The sequence below is a fragment of the Vibrio sp. vnigr-6D03 genome, assembly GCF_002835515.1.
GTDB lineage: Bacteria > Pseudomonadota > Gammaproteobacteria > Enterobacterales > Vibrionaceae > Vibrio > Vibrio penaeicida.
The window spans coordinates 33,305-51,870 of sequence record NZ_PIZL01000016.1 but is presented as its reverse complement, the minus strand read 5'-3'; the positions used below and the strand labels follow the sequence as shown (position 1 = coordinate 51,870).

The 18,566-nt window shown below is 43.7% G+C and carries 17 protein-coding genes and 2 pseudogenes; 12 read left to right on the top strand and 7 right to left on the bottom strand.

The window, feature by feature from the left end; translation table 11 throughout:
* Position 1 precedes the first annotated feature (1 nt).
* Together CW749_RS13310 and CW749_RS13305 are read left to right on the top strand one after the other, a co-directional pair.
* On the top strand, positions 2 to 1,207 hold the full coding sequence (locus CW749_RS13310; protein ID WP_101112615.1) for a M20 aminoacylase family protein: 1,206 nt from the start codon (positions 2 to 4) through the stop codon (positions 1,205 to 1,207).
* Between the two features lie 4 nt (positions 1,208 to 1,211).
* Positions 1,212 to 2,111 carry a LysR family transcriptional regulator gene (locus CW749_RS13305; RefSeq protein ID WP_101112614.1) on the top strand — a complete coding sequence of 300 codons (900 nt, stop codon included), beginning with the start codon at positions 1,212 to 1,214 and terminating at the stop codon, positions 2,109 to 2,111.
* Position 2,112: 1 nt separating this feature from the next.
* Here CW749_RS13305 and CW749_RS13300 read toward each other — a convergent pair whose 3' ends face one another.
* On the bottom strand, positions 2,113 to 2,814 hold the full coding sequence (locus CW749_RS13300) for an SDR family oxidoreductase (RefSeq protein ID WP_101112613.1): 702 nt from the start codon (positions 2,812 to 2,814) through the stop codon (positions 2,113 to 2,115).
* 314 nt (positions 2,815 to 3,128) lie between these two features.
* On the opposite strand from CW749_RS13300, the gene CW749_RS13295 reads away from it, so the two are divergent.
* Positions 3,129 to 4,061, top strand: a complete 933-nt coding sequence (locus CW749_RS13295; protein ID WP_101112612.1) for a histone deacetylase — start codon at positions 3,129 to 3,131, stop codon at positions 4,059 to 4,061.
* A gap of 192 nt (positions 4,062 to 4,253) precedes the next feature.
* A complete protein-coding gene (locus tag CW749_RS13290; RefSeq protein ID WP_101112611.1) occupies positions 4,254 to 4,742 on the top strand; it encodes an NUDIX domain-containing protein in 489 nt (162 codons plus the stop codon).
* Between the two features lie 736 nt (positions 4,743 to 5,478).
* Here the strand turns inward: CW749_RS13290 and CW749_RS13285 are convergent.
* The 3 genes from CW749_RS13285 to CW749_RS28400 all read right to left on the bottom strand — a co-directional run bounded on the left by CW749_RS13285 (position 5,479) and on the right by CW749_RS28400 (position 6,959).
* Positions 5,479 to 6,030: a GNAT family N-acetyltransferase gene (locus tag CW749_RS13285; RefSeq protein WP_145997851.1), complete on the bottom strand. Its 552-nt coding sequence runs from the start codon at positions 6,028 to 6,030 to the stop codon at positions 5,479 to 5,481.
* Positions 6,006 to 6,296 carry a DUF1778 domain-containing protein gene (locus CW749_RS13280; protein ID WP_101112935.1) on the bottom strand — a complete coding sequence of 97 codons (291 nt, stop codon included), beginning with the start codon at positions 6,294 to 6,296 and terminating at the stop codon, positions 6,006 to 6,008. The genes CW749_RS13285 and CW749_RS13280 overlap by 25 nt, the downstream gene beginning before the upstream one ends.
* Before the next feature lie 459 nt (positions 6,297 to 6,755).
* Complete coding sequence (locus tag CW749_RS28400; protein ID WP_101112609.1) at positions 6,756 to 6,959, bottom strand: hypothetical protein; 204 nt, start codon at positions 6,957 to 6,959, stop codon at positions 6,756 to 6,758.
* A gap of 329 nt (positions 6,960 to 7,288) precedes the next feature.
* Between CW749_RS28400 and CW749_RS13270 the strand changes: the two genes are divergently transcribed.
* Positions 7,289 to 8,044 carry an IclR family transcriptional regulator gene (locus CW749_RS13270; RefSeq protein WP_101112608.1) on the top strand — a complete coding sequence of 252 codons (756 nt, stop codon included), beginning with the start codon at positions 7,289 to 7,291 and terminating at the stop codon, positions 8,042 to 8,044.
* Here the strand turns inward: CW749_RS13270 and serC are convergent.
* Positions 8,016 to 9,158 (bottom strand): 3-phosphoserine/phosphohydroxythreonine transaminase, encoded by a 1,143-nt coding sequence (gene serC, locus CW749_RS13265; RefSeq protein WP_101112607.1) that lies wholly within the window; start codon positions 9,156 to 9,158, stop codon positions 8,016 to 8,018. The genes CW749_RS13270 and serC overlap by 29 nt on opposite strands.
* 200 nt (positions 9,159 to 9,358) lie before the next feature.
* Here serC and CW749_RS13260 point away from each other — a divergent pair, with 200 nt between their 5' ends.
* Together CW749_RS13260 and CW749_RS13255 are read left to right on the top strand one after the other, a co-directional pair.
* A complete protein-coding gene (locus tag CW749_RS13260; protein WP_101112606.1) occupies positions 9,359 to 9,601 on the top strand; it encodes a hypothetical protein in 243 nt (80 codons plus the stop codon).
* A 42-nt stretch (positions 9,602 to 9,643) separates the two neighbouring features.
* Positions 9,644 to 10,333 carry an MOSC domain-containing protein gene (locus CW749_RS13255; protein ID WP_101112934.1) on the top strand — a complete coding sequence of 230 codons (690 nt, stop codon included), beginning with the start codon at positions 9,644 to 9,646 and terminating at the stop codon, positions 10,331 to 10,333.
* Positions 10,334 to 10,404: 71 nt separating this feature from the next.
* Here the strand turns inward: CW749_RS13255 and CW749_RS13250 are convergent, their stop codons facing one another.
* Entirely contained in the window at positions 10,405 to 11,139 is a 735-nt protein-coding gene (locus tag CW749_RS13250) for a GMP synthase (RefSeq protein WP_101112605.1), read from the bottom strand.
* 71 nt (positions 11,140 to 11,210) lie between these two features.
* On the opposite strand from CW749_RS13250, the gene CW749_RS13245 reads away from it, so the two are divergent.
* Positions 11,211 to 12,053 (top strand): helix-turn-helix transcriptional regulator, encoded by an 843-nt coding sequence (locus CW749_RS13245; protein WP_180958401.1) that lies wholly within the window; start codon positions 11,211 to 11,213, stop codon positions 12,051 to 12,053.
* A gap of 493 nt (positions 12,054 to 12,546) precedes the next feature.
* Here CW749_RS13245 and CW749_RS13235 read toward each other — a convergent pair.
* A pseudogene (locus CW749_RS13235) lies at positions 12,547 to 13,281 on the bottom strand (NUDIX domain-containing protein); the annotation flags it as partial.
* Between the two features lie 616 nt (positions 13,282 to 13,897).
* Here CW749_RS13235 and CW749_RS28395 point away from each other — a divergent pair.
* From CW749_RS28395 to ptuB, 4 genes and pseudogenes are all read left to right on the top strand, one after another.
* A pseudogene (locus CW749_RS28395) lies at positions 13,898 to 14,201 on the top strand (integrase); the annotation flags it as partial.
* Positions 14,202 to 14,555: 354 nt separating this feature from the next.
* Positions 14,556 to 15,503 (top strand): retron St85 family RNA-directed DNA polymerase, encoded by a 948-nt coding sequence (locus CW749_RS13225; protein WP_101112604.1) that lies wholly within the window; start codon positions 14,556 to 14,558, stop codon positions 15,501 to 15,503.
* Positions 15,504 to 17,117: a retron Ec78 anti-phage system effector ATPase PtuA gene (gene ptuA, locus CW749_RS13220; RefSeq protein WP_101112603.1), complete on the top strand. Its 1,614-nt coding sequence runs from the start codon at positions 15,504 to 15,506 to the stop codon at positions 17,115 to 17,117. It abuts the gene before it with no gap.
* A complete protein-coding gene (gene ptuB, locus CW749_RS13215; protein ID WP_101112602.1) occupies positions 17,104 to 17,895 on the top strand; it encodes a retron Ec78 anti-phage system effector HNH endonuclease PtuB in 792 nt (263 codons plus the stop codon). Before ptuA ends, ptuB begins: the two co-directional genes overlap by 14 nt.
* Positions 17,896 to 18,566 lie beyond the last annotated feature (671 nt).

Here is an 18,566-nt window from a genome sequence, read left to right as displayed (position 1 = left end):
TATGAAGTCAGAATTGCCCATTGGAGAGGATTTACAGCAAGACATGCAGGCGTGGAGGCGTGACATACACGCTCACCCTGAAACCGCGTACGAAGAACACAGAACGTCAGAAAAAGTCGCGGCATTGCTGGAAAGCTTTGGTCTTGAGGTACACCGCGGTTTAGCGGGGACAGGGGTTGTTGCAACAGTAAAAGGAAAGTTAGCGAGTTCACAAGCGAACGATTCAGGGGTAAATGAATCAAAAGCAATAGGGCTAAGAGCAGACATGGATGCTTTAAACCTAACCGAACTCAATGACGTTGATTATTGCTCAAAGCACAAAGGAAAAATGCATGCCTGCGGTCACGATGGTCACACGGCCATGTTACTCGGTGCCGCGAAATACTTGTCTGAAAACCGCGACTTCGCGGGCACGGTCGTTTTGATATTTCAGCCAGCAGAAGAAGGGGAAGCGGGCGGTCGAGCCATGGTCGAACAGGGCTTATTTGAACAGTTTCCCGTGGATGCGGTGTACGGCATGCACAATTGGCCTGGGCTAGAAAAAGGAAAATTTGCCGTCCATAACGGCGCTGTGATGGCTTCCATGGATTTATTCGATATCTCCATTACCGGTAAAGGCTGTCATGCGGCGATGCCACACCTTGGCGTTGATCCTGTGGTGATTGCCGGCCAGCTTATCTCATCACTACAAAGTATTGTCGGACGTACACTTAGTTCGTTGGAATCGGGCGTGGTGAGCATCACTAAGATGCAAGGGGGCGAAGCCTACAACGTCATCCCAGACAGTGTAACGCTATCTGGCACCTGTCGAGCGTTCTCACCCGAGGTGCAAGAGCTACTGGAATCTCGCATTCGCACTCAAGTTCATCACATTTGTGAAGCCTATGGGGCGAATGGAGAAGTCGACTATCGCCGTATGTATCCACCAACCATCAATGTGCCAGAGTATGCCGAAAGGTGTTCAAAGGTCGCAGAATCTTTGGTCGGGGCAGAAAACGTGAAGCACTGCATGGCACCTAGCATGGGCGCTGAGGACTTTGCTTTTATGTTGCAGGAAAAGCCAGGCGCGTACATATGGGTCGGTAATGGTGTGGGCGAAGAAAGCGCAGAATTGCACAACCCACATTACGATTTTAATGACGACATCCTTTCGCTTGGGGCAAGCTATTGGGTTGAGCTTGTACACGCTCAATTGAAACCGGAATAACTGTTTGAGCCCAATTAACGAAAAGCGCGTGGCGTATTTTTATGAAGCAGTGATGTTAGGGACGATTCGTGCTGCGGCAGACAAGCTCAATGTTGCTCCTTCTGCGGTGAGCCGTCAGATTTCGATGCTGGAAGAAGAGCTCGGCTGCGTGCTGATAGAGCGCCACCGCAAAGGCGTTGCAACAACCGATGCTGGGGATATTGTCCTAAAATATTACCGTGAATCCATATCAAACCAAGAGGCGTGCCTAACCAGTATAGAGTCGCTTCATGGTTTGCAAAGCGGCCATATCAAGTTGGCGGTTGGAGAAGGGTTTATTGGCGATTTGATGTCGGGGCCTTTACCTCAATTTCAGATTCAGTATCCTGAGCTTACCTTTTCCGTCACCTTGGGCGGTTCGAACGATGTGATTCGCAAAGTCGAGCAAGATGAAGTGCACATTGGGTTGTTGTTTCACCCCAGCAAACACCCCAATATACGTTCTCAAAGTATTGTGCTTAAGCCCATTTGCGCGATTGTTCCCCCCGATCATCCACTGACAACGGTGGATACTCCCGTCACCTTAGAAACTTTGCTTGAGTACCCTATAGGGTTGCAGGATGTGGACTATGGTGTACGTCAGTTAATTGGTATGGCGGAATTTCAGCAACGAATCCGATTCCACCCCAAACTAACCACCGACTCAATTGCGGTGCTTAAGCACTTCGTGCGTTCTGGAATGGGGGTAACCTTGTTGCCGGAGTTTGTGGTTGCAAGAGAAGTAGCCGACGGTCAGCTGGTTGCGATACCCATCGCGCACCCCATATTACAGCAGGGTGAGGTGCACTTAATTACGCGGCTCGGTCGCCAGCTCTCAGAAGGGCCGCAAAAATTGGTTCAACACTTAAAACGCTGGCTTGGGTAAATCACCAAGGAATCGTATTACCTTGGTAGTCGTAGAATCCACCACTTTTTTCTGCATCAATAGATTCGATCACTTCGTAAAGCCCCTTTGCAGATTCTTCCGTTGAAATAAGCGCATTTGGCCCGCCCATTTCCGTTTGCACCCAACCAGGGTGAAGAGCAACAACATGGAACCCATGTGGGTGAAGATCGTTATGCAGGCTTTTCGCAACAGAGTTCACCGCCGCTTTGGATGAGCGATACAGATAGCCGCCGCCAGAGGTGTTTTCTGCCATGCTGCCCACCTTAGACGAAATGCATGCTACGGTTTTTCCCTGACCAGAGTTAAGATTCTCAAAGAACGCTTCCACCAACTTAAGTGGGGCAATGCTGTTGATTTCGAACACCTTTCGCCACTCTTCCACATCGGTATTGCCAAACCCATACCCTTTAGGACCGTAGTAACCCGCATTGTTGATCAATAAATCCACGCTTCCTACGTTCTTGATAAACGAGCTTTGGGCAAATTGATTCACGGCAGGGTAGTCGGTGACATCGAGCTCAACCGCGGTCAGAGCCGCTTCATTTTGAGCAAGCGCGATAAGCTCTGCGGAATTCTTTGCGTTACGGTAAGTAGCTGTAACAGTCCAGCTTTGGAGTAAGTAATGTTTGACAAGCGCTAGACCAATTCCTCGGTTTGCACCTGTAATAACGACATGTGGCATGAGTCTATTCCAACGTTTTTTACGAAATAAGAAGAGTAACGGCAAGCCAACTGCTAAAGCAAATCAAAGCGAATAAAATCATGGCAGCGAGCGCACCAAAGAGTGTGCCTGAGATAAGCATCAGATTTTTGTTCATATCCATTCCATAGAAAGTGACAAGACGTAGACGATAGTGGATTCTTTATTTATTGTAAATGAGAATTATTATCCTTAATGAGAGCGGTGTATACTGCAAGTTTTGCGTCCACAGAACCTAGTAACTAGAGTGGGCTAAGGTATATACTTCTGCCAAACATCTTCACAACGATTTATTAATGATTCCGGTTATTTATCACCCGATCTATTCAGAGCTCTCTCTTCCACCGAAACATCGATACCCGATCACCAAATACCGCAGGTTGTACGAAAACGTGGTTCAAACGCGTGAACACGATACTCAGTGGCGTGAGGCATTAGCGTTTGTGGAGCCATGCGCGCTTAACGTAGACCAAGTGGCGGCGGTGCACGATGAAACGTACATTCAGCTGCTGTTTTCTGGCGAAATGCCCGCAGCAAAAATGCGACGAATCGGGTTTCCGTGGAGTGAACAACTGATCACCCGAACCTTAACCTCTGCAGGGGGCACGGTAGAAACGGCAAAGCAAGCGATTGAACACGGTATCGCGCTGCATTTGAGTGGTGGATATCATCACGCGCACAAAGATTTTGGCAGTGGCTTTTGCCTGATTAACGATTTGGTTTTGGCAGCGCATGAAGCACTTAAAAACGAGAGCATTGATAAAGTTTTGATTATCGATGCCGATGTTCACCACGGCGACGGCACCGCAACCCTATGTGAAGATAGAAGCGATATCATTACTTTGTCATTCCACTGTGATAAAAATTTCCCAGCCAGAAAGCCAACATCGGATATGGATGTACCACTTGCCCGTGAAATCGGAGACGAGGAATTTCTTTCAAGTTTTAAGCAAGTGGTTGAGATGGCGATCAATATTCACCAGCCGGATTTGATCATTTATGACGCAGGCGTGGATATTCATACCGATGATGAACTAGGCTATTTATTGGTGAGCACAGAAGGCATTTATCAACGTGATCACTATATGTTTTCAATAGCAAAAAATGCCGGTATTCCCATTGCCTCCGTAGTGGGCGGCGGTTATCGAACCGAGCATCAGGACTTGGTACCTATTCACAGGCAGCTTATTCAAGCCGCCATTGATGTATTTAACCTGAACTCGGGATAACAGATTGCTTTCTAATGGCTCTTTTTACTTATTACTTCGTTGAACCCCCTCCCAATAACTTGTTATTGGTTCGTGGCTTCGCCTTGTCTTAAGCAAAAATGGCTCATTAGAATTCATCTATTGGAAATCTACCTTTATTTGAATAGATTAGCTAACCCCTTATCCCGGGTTCAGGTTATTTAAGGACGATTGATGGAACATAGAATTCGTGCGGCAGGTATTCTCATCGAGGATGAAAAAATTCTCTTGGTGAGAGTGAAAGACCACACTGGGGTGTATTGGATCCCACCTGGTGGAGGAATGGAAAATGAAGATTCCACCACCAAAGACGCGTTGCGCAGAGAGTTTCGAGAAGAGACGAACTTGCGAGTAAAAGTGGGCGATTTGATATGTGTGCGAGAGTTTCAAGAGCAGCACCCATTGCGATATCACGCCGAGTTTTTTTACTTGATAGAGAGTTATGAGGGAGAACCAAGCAAGGAAAACCTGATAGGTCTTAACGATCAGGATTACATTCAAGATGTCGAGTGGGTAGGGCTGGATACCATAAAAAACCTGAGAGTTTACCCAGCGGAATTAAAAAGCTCACTGATAGAAGACGCACTCAACAAACGCTTCAGCACCCACCTTGGCAGCTATGTTCAAGGGGAAAACGAATCTAAAAACTGGCTTGAAGTGTAACCTCCCCCCCAAGAAAACGATATTTGAAAGACCAAAGCCTCGCTATTGTGAGGCTTCACTTTGTTGACGTAATGATTAGAGATGGCAAGGTAGAAACCGCAAAAGCTTGTTGTCAACAATACAACCCCCTACTCCTGTTAAGCAATACAAGCTTTTAGAGTTTGAGGGCAAGTATAGGAATTACCTGAATGAGTAAATCTATCTACGACACCAACATTGGACGACGGTTTATCACTAAGGCAAAGACTTGTTTTAAGATCCACATTTACATACCTGACGATTCAATTTATTGGCGTTCTATGGGGTTCATAAAGATAGGTAAGCTTTGAAACTGCGTGACGAGATTGGGTGTAAAGTGTGGGGACGTTTTTGGATGCGCGTTCTTAACGAACCTGACTTATTTGCGCGTTTGCCGCATACCTTAGAGCCTTATGAATCTATCGAACATGGTGGCATTGTAATACGTGCTACGTGGTCAGCAAGCGTAACTACATGAAACGCTCAATTTAAACACACAGACAAAAAGAGGCTTACAGGCAGTGTAAGAAAGTAATGATGGATACAGCGCTGGAATACATACCTGTTATGAAGCGTATGGAGCGATTCAAGGACATGAAGTTTTAATGAGCATTAATGATTATTTTGAAGATAGTTTTAGCCAATTAACAACAAAGCCGCCCATAAAGGCGGCTTTGTTGTTTGAATTCATAAGAGTTTTTAAAACGTGTTAATTTTTTTATTTGAGTCTTTTTTCTGCACGTCTTTTTAGATCATTTTCGTATTGCTTTAGCGGGTATATAAACATATTTGGTTGTACTTTTGATTGAATCATACCCGCTTTCTTGTAAAAATCTAATTTGTCATCACGTGACTGCAAGAACAAGGCGTATACCGCGACATCTAACGATGACACATAGGCTGTTCTTATCGCATGACCTAGTAGTCTCTTTCCGCATCCTGTTCCCTGAATTGATTTACAGATGGCAATCTTGCTCAATAAGATGCAAGGAACCGAGCTATACGTCATTTTCTTACGTTCATTGGCAGAAAGGTGAGACCTTTCAAATGAGTTACTACCCAGTGTGTAGTAACCCACTACAACTTTCGCATCGCTCTCATCCCTGTAAAAACAGAGATGAGGAATGCAGATTTTGCGCTCATACTCCTTGTTCATCCGTTCTGTAAGAAAAGAGTTAAAACTCTCTGTTCCACAATCAAATTTTGAGAAGTCATAATTATTTTGAGGGTCGTACCTCTCCATCTCTAACGTTTGACTTGTACCTTCCACGTTTCCTCCAAAGACATATCGATAATTTCTCTCATCAAGTCTGTTGGTTCGGCTGGATTATGTAGAGCATCCATAACCTCATTCCACTGACTTGACCTAATTTGTAGTCTCTTATGTTCTTCGATAACCTCTCTAGCTCTTACTACTGCAGACTCAGACACAAACTTACTTACTGTTGTGTTTGAAAGTTCTGCGGCTGTTTCTAAAGAAGATTTCTCATTCTCAGAAATTCGAAACTCAACTCTCTCTTTCTTAACTGCTGTCATGATTTCCTCCCCGTTCACTATCAAGCTCTATGGCTATCAAATGCAATGGGTATTCCTTCTTAATAGTTGAAATCTTAACTGATTGAAAAATAATATAAATATTTTCATCATGTTGGTATTTAACACGGGTATACCTCTAACATACACTCGGTATATATCTAGTATATTCCTTGTATATGTCCGGTATATAACCGTACAAAGATTCTCAACCATGATATCAAGGAAGTCAATATATTTTTGTACGGTTAATTACCGGTGCTTTTTAAGTGGATACAAAGTGCGAAAGTATGACAACAACCACTCAATCACTTGGCTTTATTAATATGGTCTAAGAGGTTACTAATCTTCTAATGGGGATTTGTTTTGGCTTCCTTATTCATCTTTAGAATCATTGTTATTACTTACCCAAAGCAGAATGAAAACACTAAAAAGCATTGCGCCTTGACCAAGGGTTTAAACCTAGCCATACCCAAAAATCAACAGCAGCACACCACTTAACGTACGTTTGATCGCACAATCTGACCTTATCAACCTATAAGCAAAGACAAACGCTCCCAACATCAATATCCATTGCGCATCGAAGTCAGTTTTCAAGCCAAGGATAAATGCCATTGCGAAGGTAATGAAAAGAAGTTTAAGCCTAGAAGAAGGGTTCTTTAACATTGTCACATGCTACTGACTCTATGTTATGAAAGGTCAAAAAATATCAATGCATCAAAAATATCGATAGCTAAATCGTCATTCAAGCTCGCAAAGTATTCTCGGACATTTATCACCCAATTTAGTATGTAATATGTTGCATATACTTCAGCTGACTCAATCATAACAATGAAATAAATCTATCTAACTCGCCTTTTTTAATGCCTTTTCCGAGCCCATGTTCGCTTGTTCATCTCTGTACAATTGAGCATCTCGCGGTAGTATAAGCAACATTCAGTCGCGACCAGATCCCGCGCTAATCGATTTTTTCGAGTACGCCCAGAAGACACACTATGGAAAAGAAAAACCAAGGCATTCAGTCCGTTGAGCAAGCGTTCGACATCATTGATTTTTTTGCCGATCAAAAACACGCCATTTCACTGAGCGATGCCGCAGCGCAGTTGGAGATGTCGAAAAGCAAACTGCACAAATATCTGGCGAGCTTGCTAAGAGTCGGCGTAGTGGTGCAAGACAACGCGGGGAATTACCTTCATGGTTCTAAATTGCTGGAACTGGGCGCAAAAATCCTTGGCAGAACCGACATCATTCAAACCTGTGAACCGTTTCTTCATGCACTAAGGCAAAGCAGCCAGCAAGCGGCGGCATTGGCGGTTTGGACACCCCACGGCCCAATGATTGTTCGTTTCCTCGATCACCCTTCACCTGTGTCGGTGAATTTCAAAATCGGCTTTTACGCCCCTGTCACCAGCAGCGCGGTTGGGCGTTGCTTCGCAGCCAATCTGCCAGTATCGGCGTATGAAGTTCTCGCTAAGAAAGAGCTGGGCGACAATTCACAGCATTGGCAAGCTTTTACCGAAAGCTGCGAGCAGATTAAAGCCGATTTTGTCTCGGTTCGAGAAGAGGTAAACCCTGTGATCCCCGGTGCTAAAGCGGCGGCGGCTCCTATTTTTGACGCCGTCGGGCAAATTGCAGCCAGCCTAATCCTTATCGGTTTTGACAGCTCTGAAACCGTAGAACAAAGCAGCCTAGATTTGATCAGCAATGCAGCGCGAGACATCTCTAAGCAGTTGGGCTACTTGTCGAACTAACCGCAGATCGAACTCGCTGCTTATGCTCTATTTCGAACGCTTCCATAAAATCGATTAACGCCTCCACACCTTCATAAGGCATCGCGTTATAGATGGAGGCGCGAATGCCTCCGGTCACTTTATGCCCCTTCAATCCTTTCAGCCCTGCCTGATGAGCGCGATCTAAAAACCGTTGTTCCGTTTTAGGGCAGGTAATCCGAAACGTCACGTTCATAATGGAACGGTAATCTGGGTGAACCTCACTGGTGTAAAGCTCGGACTCATCAATACATCGGTATAAGGCGCTGGCTTTTGCCTGATTTTGCGTAAACAGTGCCGACACGCCACCTTGTTGTTCCACCCACTTCAGTACTTCCCCACACAGATACCAGGCAAAGGTCGGGGGTGTGTTCGCCATGGAAAGCTGTTCTACCTGACGGCGATAATCCAGAATTTTAGGAATGTTGTGGCGATCCGCTCGGATCAAATCCTTTCTGATAATAGTGATCGCCAACCCAGAAGGACCAATGTTCTTCTGAGTACCGGCGTAAATTAAACCGTAACGGGAAACATCGATAGGGCGAGAGAGAATGGAAGATGACATGTCCGCCACAATAGGCACGTTCGTTTCAGGCAGTACGTGATATTCCATACCATTGACGGTTTCATTAGGGCAGACAAACACAAACTGGGCGCTCGGGTCGATGTGCCAGTCTTGCTCTGGGGAAATGGCATGCTTACCTTCTCGAATGCAGGTAACATCCAGCTTGCGAGGCAGGCAGAACTTTTTCGCTTCTTCGTAAGCTCCGCTTGCCCAGTGCCCGTACACCAAAAAGTCGGCTCTTTGCTTACTTGCTGATTCACGCTGGTCGATCAAATTCAACGGCACAGCCGAGAACTGACCGCTGCCACCGCCGTGAGAAAACTGCACGTGGTAGTCGTCGGGAATCGACATCAATGCCCGCAGCCTTGCTTCGGTCTCTTCCCTGATACCTGTAAACTCATCACTTTGGTGGCTGAACTCCATTACAGACATGCCCGTTTGCTGCCAATCCAACAATTCGCTTTGTGCTTTTACCAACACATCACTTGGCAGCATCGCCGGCCCCGCCGAGAAACTGTATACCTTTCCCATCTCACTTCCACCTCACAAATTCCTGTGTTTCTTATTGGCTAAAAAATGTTCACGCGTTTCCTAAAATCGCCAGTTGTACACTATTGGTGAATAACGTATCCTAATATTAAATATTGAGCAATAACTTACTAAGAGAATTCTTAACCGTCGGCTCCGCCCATAGAGCACAACGGTTTCTTGGTCAGAAATAAGGAGAAGCAATGAGATATCGCGTGGACATTTCCCAAAACAACACAGCGCTTTTTTCCATTCAAATCGAAGCGTTAAGCGAGGCAGGCTGTAAAGAAAAGCTCGCAATAGCACTGTCGGGTTTCCCTATTTCAGAAGGGTTTGAACGGCAGGTATTTGTTTCCGACAGCGAGGAACGCCTGTTAAAAAGCACGAGTTCACGCCTTGAGGTGCTGGCGATCAATCCGGTGTTTCAGCCGCTAGGGTTGATGTAATTCCACTCTGTAGCTCTGGAAAAATCGATGGAGGGAAAAGCCATGCGCAAAGTAGGAATCGTCACATCGTTGTTGATGGGTAAAGTCAGCACAATTGCAGAAGGGGTCAGCAGCGGAATCGACAAACACCCAGTCGAAGGCCGCCACTGGGTGAACGAGCTGGGGATAGAAGGCGACGAACAAGCCGACAAACGTTATCACGGTGGTGTGGAAAAAGCGCTTCACGCCTATGCCAGCGAACACTACGAACGTTGGATAGCCAAACTCGGTGATGCGCCTAGGTTCCATCAAATTGGGGCATTTGGAGAGAACTTAAGTACAAAAGGGCTGGATGAAGACACCATCTGCTTAGGCGACATTTACCAAATTGGTGAATGCTTGGTGGAAGTTTCTCAAGGAAGAATGCCGTGCTGGAAGCTGAATGTCCGTTTCGGTCGCCCTGATATGTCTCTTTTGCTGCAAGAAACGTTATGGACAGGTTGGTATTTTCGGATTTTGCAAGAAGGTCATATCGGAGCGGGGGACGACATCTACTTAACGGAACGTCCTTTTCCGGAATGGCCGCTGTCCAAAGTCACTGGTTTGATTTTTACAGGTTGTATGGAAGAAGAAGCCCTTCAGTCACTATTGAATGCCCCTTTGGTGGATTCATGGAGAAAGCTGGTGGAGCGTCGACTCGCCACCGGAGAGCTTGAAGATTGGAGCTATCGGCTTTACGGAGCACAAAAGTAAGATCATCAGAAGTACGGGCGCCTCGCACTGCTGTGGTGTCAGGGTGTTACTGTTATGGGCTTAATGAGGGATCAGCCTCGCTGCGCTTTTTTTGCTTGATACATGGCGACTAGCCCATGTAAAAAATGCCCTAGTAAGGCATTCATATGTTGAGTGGGCATAGCTTTGATCTCGCTTGGGGATTGCACAAACGGTTTGCCTTTCAACGTAGTCAGATCTTGTTGGCTGTTTTCAATCAGCGCATCGAATTGCTCCGGCACAAATTCCAGATGGCATTGAAATCCATACACCAAATCGCCATAGCGAACAATTTGCCTTGGGCAACCTTGGCTCGCAGCAAGTACTTTTGCATCGGCGGTCAGCCCCGGCATATCGCCATGCCAGTGTCCGACCTGTTCCTCAAGGCTAAAGCCAGCCAGCAACGGGTCTTTAATGCCTTCTGAAGTGAGTTGAATAGGAAAACTGCCGATCTCGGGTTCTGGGCTGGTTTGATATTTTGCTCCTAGCGCTTCGCCAATTAATTGCGCTCCCAAACACACGCCTACCAAAGGCTTGCCAGATTCAACAGTGTGCAGGATAAGCGAACGCTCTTTGTTGGCATCAAAATGGGGGCATTCTTGAGTTGTGGTCGCGGGGTTTTGCGGACCGCCAAGCACCACCAATAAGTCGAACGCGTCACTGTTCGCGGGCAGTGCGTCGCCAAGGTAAAGCTTGGAATAATGGGGGGTAAATTGGTTGTCTTTGGCCCACGTTCCGAAGTAGCCTTCACTTTCAAAATATTCGTGGATGATAAAATGCACGTTCATAGATTGTCTCCTTTAAGTTACAGGACAATCTTAGTGGTGGAAAACCAAAGCCGATAAGGATAGCCAGACACATGATGACGCCAACCCGACAAGACGTTTCCATTAACCACGTCATAAAGGTTCGGCAGCACAGCGTGGCACTGTTCAAGCGCATTTCGATGGAAAAAGGTTACGTGGATTCGTGGCATGGGCACGACTGGCATCAGGTAATTTTTCCGCTAAAAGGCTTACTGCAAACCCAAACCGAACACGCCCGATTTTTGGTTCCGCACACCTCGATTTTATTTATGCCAGCAGGGGCAGAGCACGAATCCGTAGCGCTCAGTGACACCCAGTTTATTGGCATTTACCTCAACCCTGCGCGGCTAAACCCAGAGCATTCAGAGTCAGATATTAAATGCCCAACCGAGGTTCAAGCGGTGTCGCTTTCTCCGTTCTTGCGCCACTTGCTGCTTGAGATAGAGCGTTTTTGTGAGAAACCAGAATCAGACGCCATACTGCGCAATTTGGTTGCGGTATTAAACGACCAATTTGCTCTAGGGGAACCCTTTCAGTTTAAAACGATGTTGCCTCGGGACAGGCGGCTTAAAACCATATTTGAACGCTTAAGCGAAGTGCCAGCGCAAAACCAGACACTGGCAGAGTGGGGGGAAGAAGTTGGCGCGTCGGAAAGAACATTGTCTCGCTTGTTCGCCAGCGAATTCAGTATGTCGTTTGCCTTATGGCGTCAGCACATTCGAATGGTGCACTCCCTTGCGCTGCTGGATAACGATCTGCCTATCCAAGCAGTAGCGAGCCAAATCGGGTATGAGAACGACTCTTCCTACATCAAAACCTTCAAAGGCATGTTTGGCATTACCCCCAATCAATACAAAAAGCGCGTATTAGATGAAGCCCCGCTATTTGCCGAGTAAGCGCCCGCTATTTCGCCTTGCCTTATTTCACCTGAGCAAACTTAAGATAAGAATGCAGCTCGCCGTTTTTGTGCTCAACCGCAGAATGAATATTGTGGTCTTGATTGCCGACAATGGTGAACTGATAGGTGTTATCGCCCTTGGTAATGCCGACTTCCAATAACCCATGTTCCAGCCGCCATGTGCCTTGGGTTTGGAAACGGTCGAACAATCGAAACTCGTCTAACGTGCCGTTTTCATGGAACATCACCTCGGTAATGTAGCCACCCGTGCAGGTTTTTATCCAGCGGGTATTCGCCACATCTTGGTTCGTTAAACCCCGCTTGGATTCAAGCCAGTTTTGGAATGTTTCATTGTTCAGAGCATCGGCATTGATTTCAGGCTGCTCAATCAGCTTCCCTTGTTCTTCGCGAAAAAACAATTGTTGCAAAACAGGCATTAGGTTCAATGCTGGCTCGGAATTCAACGACAGCGGTGAATAAACCGCACTGCTGGTTTGAGCAAAGAAAGTCTCTTGTTTTTTGTGCCTGCCAGTATTGCCCTCTAATTCCACCAGAGCCAACCCGTCTTGATTGAGCAGGGCACCGACCATTTGGCGATTAAACGGGTAGTTGATTTCGTCTTGCAAAAACTCATTCACCGAAACCCATTTCGCTTCGGCAATTTCATCGACATCCTGAATGTTGATGGTTTCATCCGTCGCTGTTAGTTTGCAGACGATGTACATATTGGACTTACCAAACTGAAATGGGTGCTTGGTGGTGATACCCAAAATGGACTTAAATTCTGCCGTCACCCCTGTTTCTTCCCACACTTCTCGCACCACCGATTCACCAATAGGCTCACCGAGTTCCACATGCCCGCCGGGCAGTTTGTAACCCTGCATGCCGTGTTCTTTGATCAATAAAATCTCTTGCTGGTCGTTTTGAATCAACGCCCCAGCACCCACGGTGTGGGTAGGAATAAACGGCACAAAAGTATCGGGCTTAGGTTTGTGAATCAGGGTGATGGTGCGTTCTTCACAGTTGTGAAAGGTAAAGCCCTGCGCTGTCGCTTCGCCAATAAGGTGGGATTGCTCAATAGGTAAGGTTAACCAAATCAGGTTTTTGCGGTTGTCTGTGGCATAGCCAAGTACCTCGCGCAGCTCACTGGCGAACGCGGCATTACTATTAGGAACAGTTTCGGCAGAAAGGATGATGCCATTGAAGTTATCGAGCTCGAAGTCCAAAGAATTTCCTTATTGAGGCAGAAGTTATTATGGATAAAACTCTAAAGTGCCTGAAATAGGTGAGAAATCCTAGAGGGGAGGGTGAAAAAGCCGCTGGGGTTAGCGGCTTTTTGATTGGGTTTTGGTAACTTGTTTTTGGACATTTCGAGTTATAAACCATAGTTCACTCTGACTATTTGCATTACCTGAAGTATGGCAAATCAAGTCGAAAAGTTCCGTCTATTCATTATTCCTACTTAGCGACTCATAACCGTTCGGTCCCCAGTTCAAATATGGGGGGCACCAAATTCCGATAAGGCTCATGAAGAAATTCACGGACCTTTATCTTTTCTAGTCCTTTCCATATCATCCAGTCTTCGATTACTTTCTGTAAGCATAATTCTGTGCTAGGTACATACTACTAACCCTCTGTGGTAATTGGTCTGACATCTCTTAAGTGATTTAGGTTAGTGATGTACTAGAGTGAACCTCAGCGCTAGAAACGAAGGCTAATCGGCAGGGTTGGTGTTTACCGGAATCGGTAACCTCAAAACTAGGAGCGGTTCTAGGGCGAATCTAGTATGAGTTAGGGGGAAAGTTGGGTTGAGGGAATCAGATGGAAATCTAGAGTGATAATGTCGACGATGACAGCAATTGGAACCTATTTCTACTACATACAAAGTCGGGGCTATCTAGAACAGTTCTGCTCAATAATTTAGCTAAGGAGGTAATACATGACCAACGACGATTTCAGATTCGTAGGCCCTCTATATTTTTGCCGGAGATGTTCTGGGTAGATATATTGCACTTCAAAAAAAGATATTCGCCCGAACCAAGAAAGCAGTATGTATCTACGATGACTTCCGTTTACACGACCTCAGGCATAGCTTTACATCGAACCTCATAAATAGTGGTAACCTACGCTCTATGATTTTCAGAATTAATAAAGGACGTGATTTTGACTTATAATCAGCTGGTTAGATGTCTACATTACCCGTTGGATTTTCAGTTCTACGTTTTCTTTAGGATTGATTTATATGGCAAAGTAGGCTAATTTAACAGGGCTCTTTAGCGTAATTTGGATTAATCTTACGATTTAATCTAGTTTGGCGTTGCGCCAAACTCTAATTTATTGAGTGGTTTTGCAGCTGCGGAACGGTATTTCCGAACTGCAATAGTTACTCATTCTTCGCAACGATTGCAGATCGGAAATACCGCTCCGCGTCTTTTAGTAAAGAGCTATCGTGATACAGGGAAACCTGTATCACACTTATTTTTTTAAAGTAAGTACATAAATGAAGCTTCCAATTCTTAGTCGCATACCGCCAGATATTTTTCCTAAAGGGTTCAATGACTACCTAGCGAGCAACCCCTCAGCTCACTATAAAGTGTATAAAATACCAAAAAGAACATTTGGGTTCAGGGTAATTGCACAACCTACACCTGAATTGAAAAATATTCAACGTTCCATTATCAATCGAATTAAGCCTTTAGTAAGAATTCATAATTCAGCTAAGGCATATGTGGATAATGTTGGTATAAAAGAAAATGCCAGCGTTCATATTAAATCCAACTATTTATTAAAGTTGGATTTGGAGAACTTCTTTAACAGTTTAACACCACCTATGCTATTAAATGCAATTGATTACCAAAATATAGAATTGGTTGATGAAGAGATTTATCCATTAGTGGAGTTACTTTTTTGGAATAGGACAAAAAAGAAAACACCTAATCTTGTACTTAGTGTAGGAGCTCCCTCCTCGCCATTTCTATCAAATTTAATAATGTATGAATTTGATAGGATTGTAACAGAGTATTGTGGTTTGAATGATGTTAATTACTCCAGATATGCTGATGATTTGACATTTTCCACCTTAAATAAAGGTGTTCTTTTTAATATTCCAAGCTTCATCGAAGAATGTTTACATGAGTTATTCAAAGGGAAAATAAAGTTAAATAGGTCTAAGACCACTTTTACATCTAAAGCACATAATCGGCATGTAACTGGGATAACACTAGCTAATAATAACAAGATATCGTTAGGTCGAGAGAGAAAGAGATATATTAGAGCTTTGTTACATAAATTCTCGACAAACTCAATTAAGGATAAAGAAGACATTGAGCATTTAAAAGGACTTATAGGTTTTGCTAAATATATAGAACCGAGTTTCTTCGATAAAATGAAAGTTAAGTACGGTGAGAAGCTTATTTTTAAATTGCTAAAATATGATGGTATTAGTTAAATGGAAGAAAAAACTAGTAAGACAATACGACGATTAATTTCTAGATCTGAAAAAGGTGATTTTTCTGCATCTTTTCAACTAGCGCAATCATATGCCGAAGGCTTTAGCGTTGAAAAAAATAAAGAAAAAGCGCAGCATTACTTAACATCCTGCGCTAAGCAATTGAAAGAAAATAGATTTAAGTTAAAATCAATAAAACTTAACAACTATAAAGGTTTCGAGTTTTTAAACTTAAGACTTTCGACTAACAACGCTACAACTTTGCTTATTGGTAATAATGGGTGTGGAAAGTCAAGCGTACTGGAAGCAATAAAAAAATGTTTAACACACCTTAACTCTAGGTTGGCAACAAAGTCATCAAATGGCGAGCTCATAGAAGAAATTGAAATAAAAAACGGTGAAAGCTATTCAAGTATTTCTGCTGAGTTTGAAATAGAAGAGCAATCAGTCAATATGGAGTTGATGCAAAAAACCTCCATGAGTACAAAAAAAGCTCGAGGAAGTTATACTGAAATAAATGATATATGCCAAATATTACGTCAGGCAAATGAATTAGATCCTCAACTGTCGTTACCTCTCTTTTGCTCTTATACTGTTGAAAGAGCAAATGATGTTACTACAAAAGATATTGAAGATTCCGATGAAATAAAAGATGACCACGTATGGGATAAAGCTAAAGCATATAATAAAAGCTTGTCAGGTAAAGCGGACTTTAAGCTTTTTTTTCGATGGTTCAAGGAATTAATTGAAAGCGATAATGACGTCTCAAGTAGCGCCGATGAATTAAGAATAAAGATAAAATCAAAAGAATCAGAAATAAGCAGTCCTATATTAAAAGACTTAATTAAAAAGCATCCGGATTTGATTGATATTTTAGAGAATCATAAGAAAGAACTTAATAGTTATAGAGAGCAATTAAATTCTCTGTATAGTGTTGACGAAAAATCTCTTGATATAGTTAAGGATGCTATATATCGATTCTTACCGGGATTTAACAATTTAAAATTACAAAGAAAACCACTCGATTTAATTTTAGAAAAGAATGGTGAGCAGCTAAGTGTGCTTCAACTTTCTCAAGGAGAAAAAACCATACTTGCTTTAGTTGCAGATATTGCTAGAAGACTTACGTTGCTTAATCCCAAAGCACTTGCTCCCATAGAAGGCTCAGGAATCGTTTTGATAGACGAAGTAGATCTGCACTTGCACCCATCCTGGCAACAGAAAGTGATTCAAAGGCTAGAGTCTACTTTTCCTAATATTCAGTTTGTAGTAACAACTCACAGCCCACAAGTTTGCCATACTGTCGATAGCTCATCTATTTGGCTGTTAAAAGAAGGTAAAAAGTACCGAGCTCCTAAGGGCACTAGAGGGGCAGTATCATCTTGGGTGTTAAAAAATTTGTTTGAAGTTGACATACGTCCACCAGACGATGAAATAACGAAAGCCTTAATTCGTTATAGGGAGCTTGTTTATGATGACGAATTTGATTCTAAAGATGCTTTGGCGCTAAGAAAACAACTTTCTCGCCATTTCGGGGCTGGATACGAGGATTTAGTTGAGCTGGAGTTATATATAGATAACCGTAAGTGGGAGAAAGAGTATGAGGAAGATTAACAAGTCTCAACCTCCTAATGAGCTTACTGTTTATGCAATACATAATCCTGATGATACGTGGGAGAACTTTCGAAATAACAATGGTAAAGATGCAAAAGCAATAAAGAAGAAGATTTTTGGTGAGCAAAACTATATTTGTGCATATTGCGAAACCGATTTAAATGAAGTTAATGTCCATGAGCACCATCGAAGAGTTGAACATTTCAACTCTAAATCTGGATGGGTTGTAGGTAATGCACAACCGAATTGGCATTTAGATTGGAACAATGTTGTTGGTGTTTGTATCGGTGGCACAGATAGAGATAGCACTGAGCAGTTTGTTATGCCAGATAACAAATCCTGTGACTCTTATAAAGAGCACCTAGAAACTAATCATGGCGAAAGCAAAAAATGGATAGGGAAAGTTGTATCTCCGTTAGAAGTTAACTTAAGCAGTAACATGTTTAATTACTGTAAAGCTTATGGCAAGCTTGAAGTTAATGTCGATGAAGCAAACTCAAAGCCCTTTTCATACAATAATTTCGCGACAAACTCCGAACTTTTGGAGTCAACTATCGAAAAACTTAATTTGAATTGTGATCGCCTAAACCTTGCTAGGCGAGAAGTTCATATTAGCTTTGAGAGGCTGTTAGCGTCCTTCAAAAAGTCGAAGGATCTAAAAAAATTTAAGTTTATGCTTCGAAAGTGGGCTGGGATAGAGAAACCCCTTTATTTTCAAACAACTAGGGATATTTTAATAAGACAGAGTCTTATTGCCCAAAAAGCTTTAAAAAGTTAATCCTCATCACAACACGTAGCATCTTTGAATACCTAAAACCCTAAGCCGCTGGGTCGGTCACACTAGACTGACCCAGCTATCATATCTCAGCCCTTGCTCAGCCTAGTCCCTAAAATTTTTTTGAACCCATTCTGTTGTCGGTGGCGTCGTCGGTACATTATCGAGGGTCAAAAGCACGCTCAAAGCTTTATAAGGTGTATTTAGGCGTCTCATTTACCAAAGCCATCTTGATGTAAGTATTTGGTTTGGGGGGGACTCACTGCGATTAAAGATGAAATATTGATGCTATGAATTATTCAGGCAGGAATTCTTGTGAGGGAGGCTTAATATCGGATATGGGCCGGACTTGAAAAAACAAGGCTCGTAGATTTCTCCACGAGCCTTGTCGAATTTTCTGCCCCTTCCAGACTTGAACTGGGGACCAATCGATTATGAGTAAAAGTCTACTTTTACTCCTGCACTATGTCTAACTGATACCACTGTGCTGAAACTTCGCATCAAACCTTACGGCACTAGTTATTGTCGCCGTCGTCTGGCAGGACCTGAATTTTGTAGGCTAAATCAGATTAGAATATTTAATACGCCTATGGCTAGTAACATACAGCGGTTTCCTTGGTCGTAAATCGCAATGGGGTAAAAGTGATTTATCCAAACCACAATTCAATTACCCA

Excerpts from the sequence above, each read along its gene's own strand:
- CW749_RS13290 (WP_101112611.1), top strand. The coding sequence starts at position 4,254 with ATGGAACATAGAATTCGTGCGGCAGGTATTCTCATCGAGGATGAAAAA.
- CW749_RS13225 (WP_101112604.1), top strand. The coding sequence starts at position 14,556 with ATGAAGCTTCCAATTCTTAGTCGCATACCGCCAGATATTTTTCCTAAA.
- CW749_RS13295 (WP_101112612.1), top strand. The coding sequence starts at position 3,129 with ATGATTCCGGTTATTTATCACCCGATCTATTCAGAGCTCTCTCTTCCA.
- CW749_RS13300 (WP_101112613.1), bottom strand. The coding sequence starts at position 2,814 with ATGCCACATGTCGTTATTACAGGTGCAAACCGAGGAATTGGTCTAGCG.
- CW749_RS13280 (WP_101112935.1), bottom strand. The coding sequence starts at position 6,296 with ATGACAGCAGTTAAGAAAGAGAGAGTTGAGTTTCGAATTTCTGAGAAT.
- CW749_RS13245 (WP_180958401.1), top strand. The coding sequence starts at position 11,211 with ATGATGACGCCAACCCGACAAGACGTTTCCATTAACCACGTCATAAAG.
- serC (WP_101112607.1), bottom strand. The coding sequence starts at position 9,158 with ATGGGAAAGGTATACAGTTTCTCGGCGGGGCCGGCGATGCTGCCAAGT.
- CW749_RS13260 (WP_101112606.1), top strand. The coding sequence starts at position 9,359 with ATGAGATATCGCGTGGACATTTCCCAAAACAACACAGCGCTTTTTTCC.
- CW749_RS13310 (WP_101112615.1), top strand. The coding sequence starts at position 2 with ATGAAGTCAGAATTGCCCATTGGAGAGGATTTACAGCAAGACATGCAG.
- ptuA (WP_101112603.1), top strand. The coding sequence starts at position 15,504 with ATGGAAGAAAAAACTAGTAAGACAATACGACGATTAATTTCTAGATCT.
- CW749_RS13255 (WP_101112934.1), top strand. The coding sequence starts at position 9,644 with ATGCGCAAAGTAGGAATCGTCACATCGTTGTTGATGGGTAAAGTCAGC.
- CW749_RS13250 (WP_101112605.1), bottom strand. The coding sequence starts at position 11,139 with ATGAACGTGCATTTTATCATCCACGAATATTTTGAAAGTGAAGGCTAC.
- CW749_RS13270 (WP_101112608.1), top strand. The coding sequence starts at position 7,289 with ATGGAAAAGAAAAACCAAGGCATTCAGTCCGTTGAGCAAGCGTTCGAC.
- CW749_RS28400 (WP_101112609.1), bottom strand. The coding sequence starts at position 6,959 with ATGTTAAAGAACCCTTCTTCTAGGCTTAAACTTCTTTTCATTACCTTC.
- ptuB (WP_101112602.1), top strand. The coding sequence starts at position 17,104 with ATGAGGAAGATTAACAAGTCTCAACCTCCTAATGAGCTTACTGTTTAT.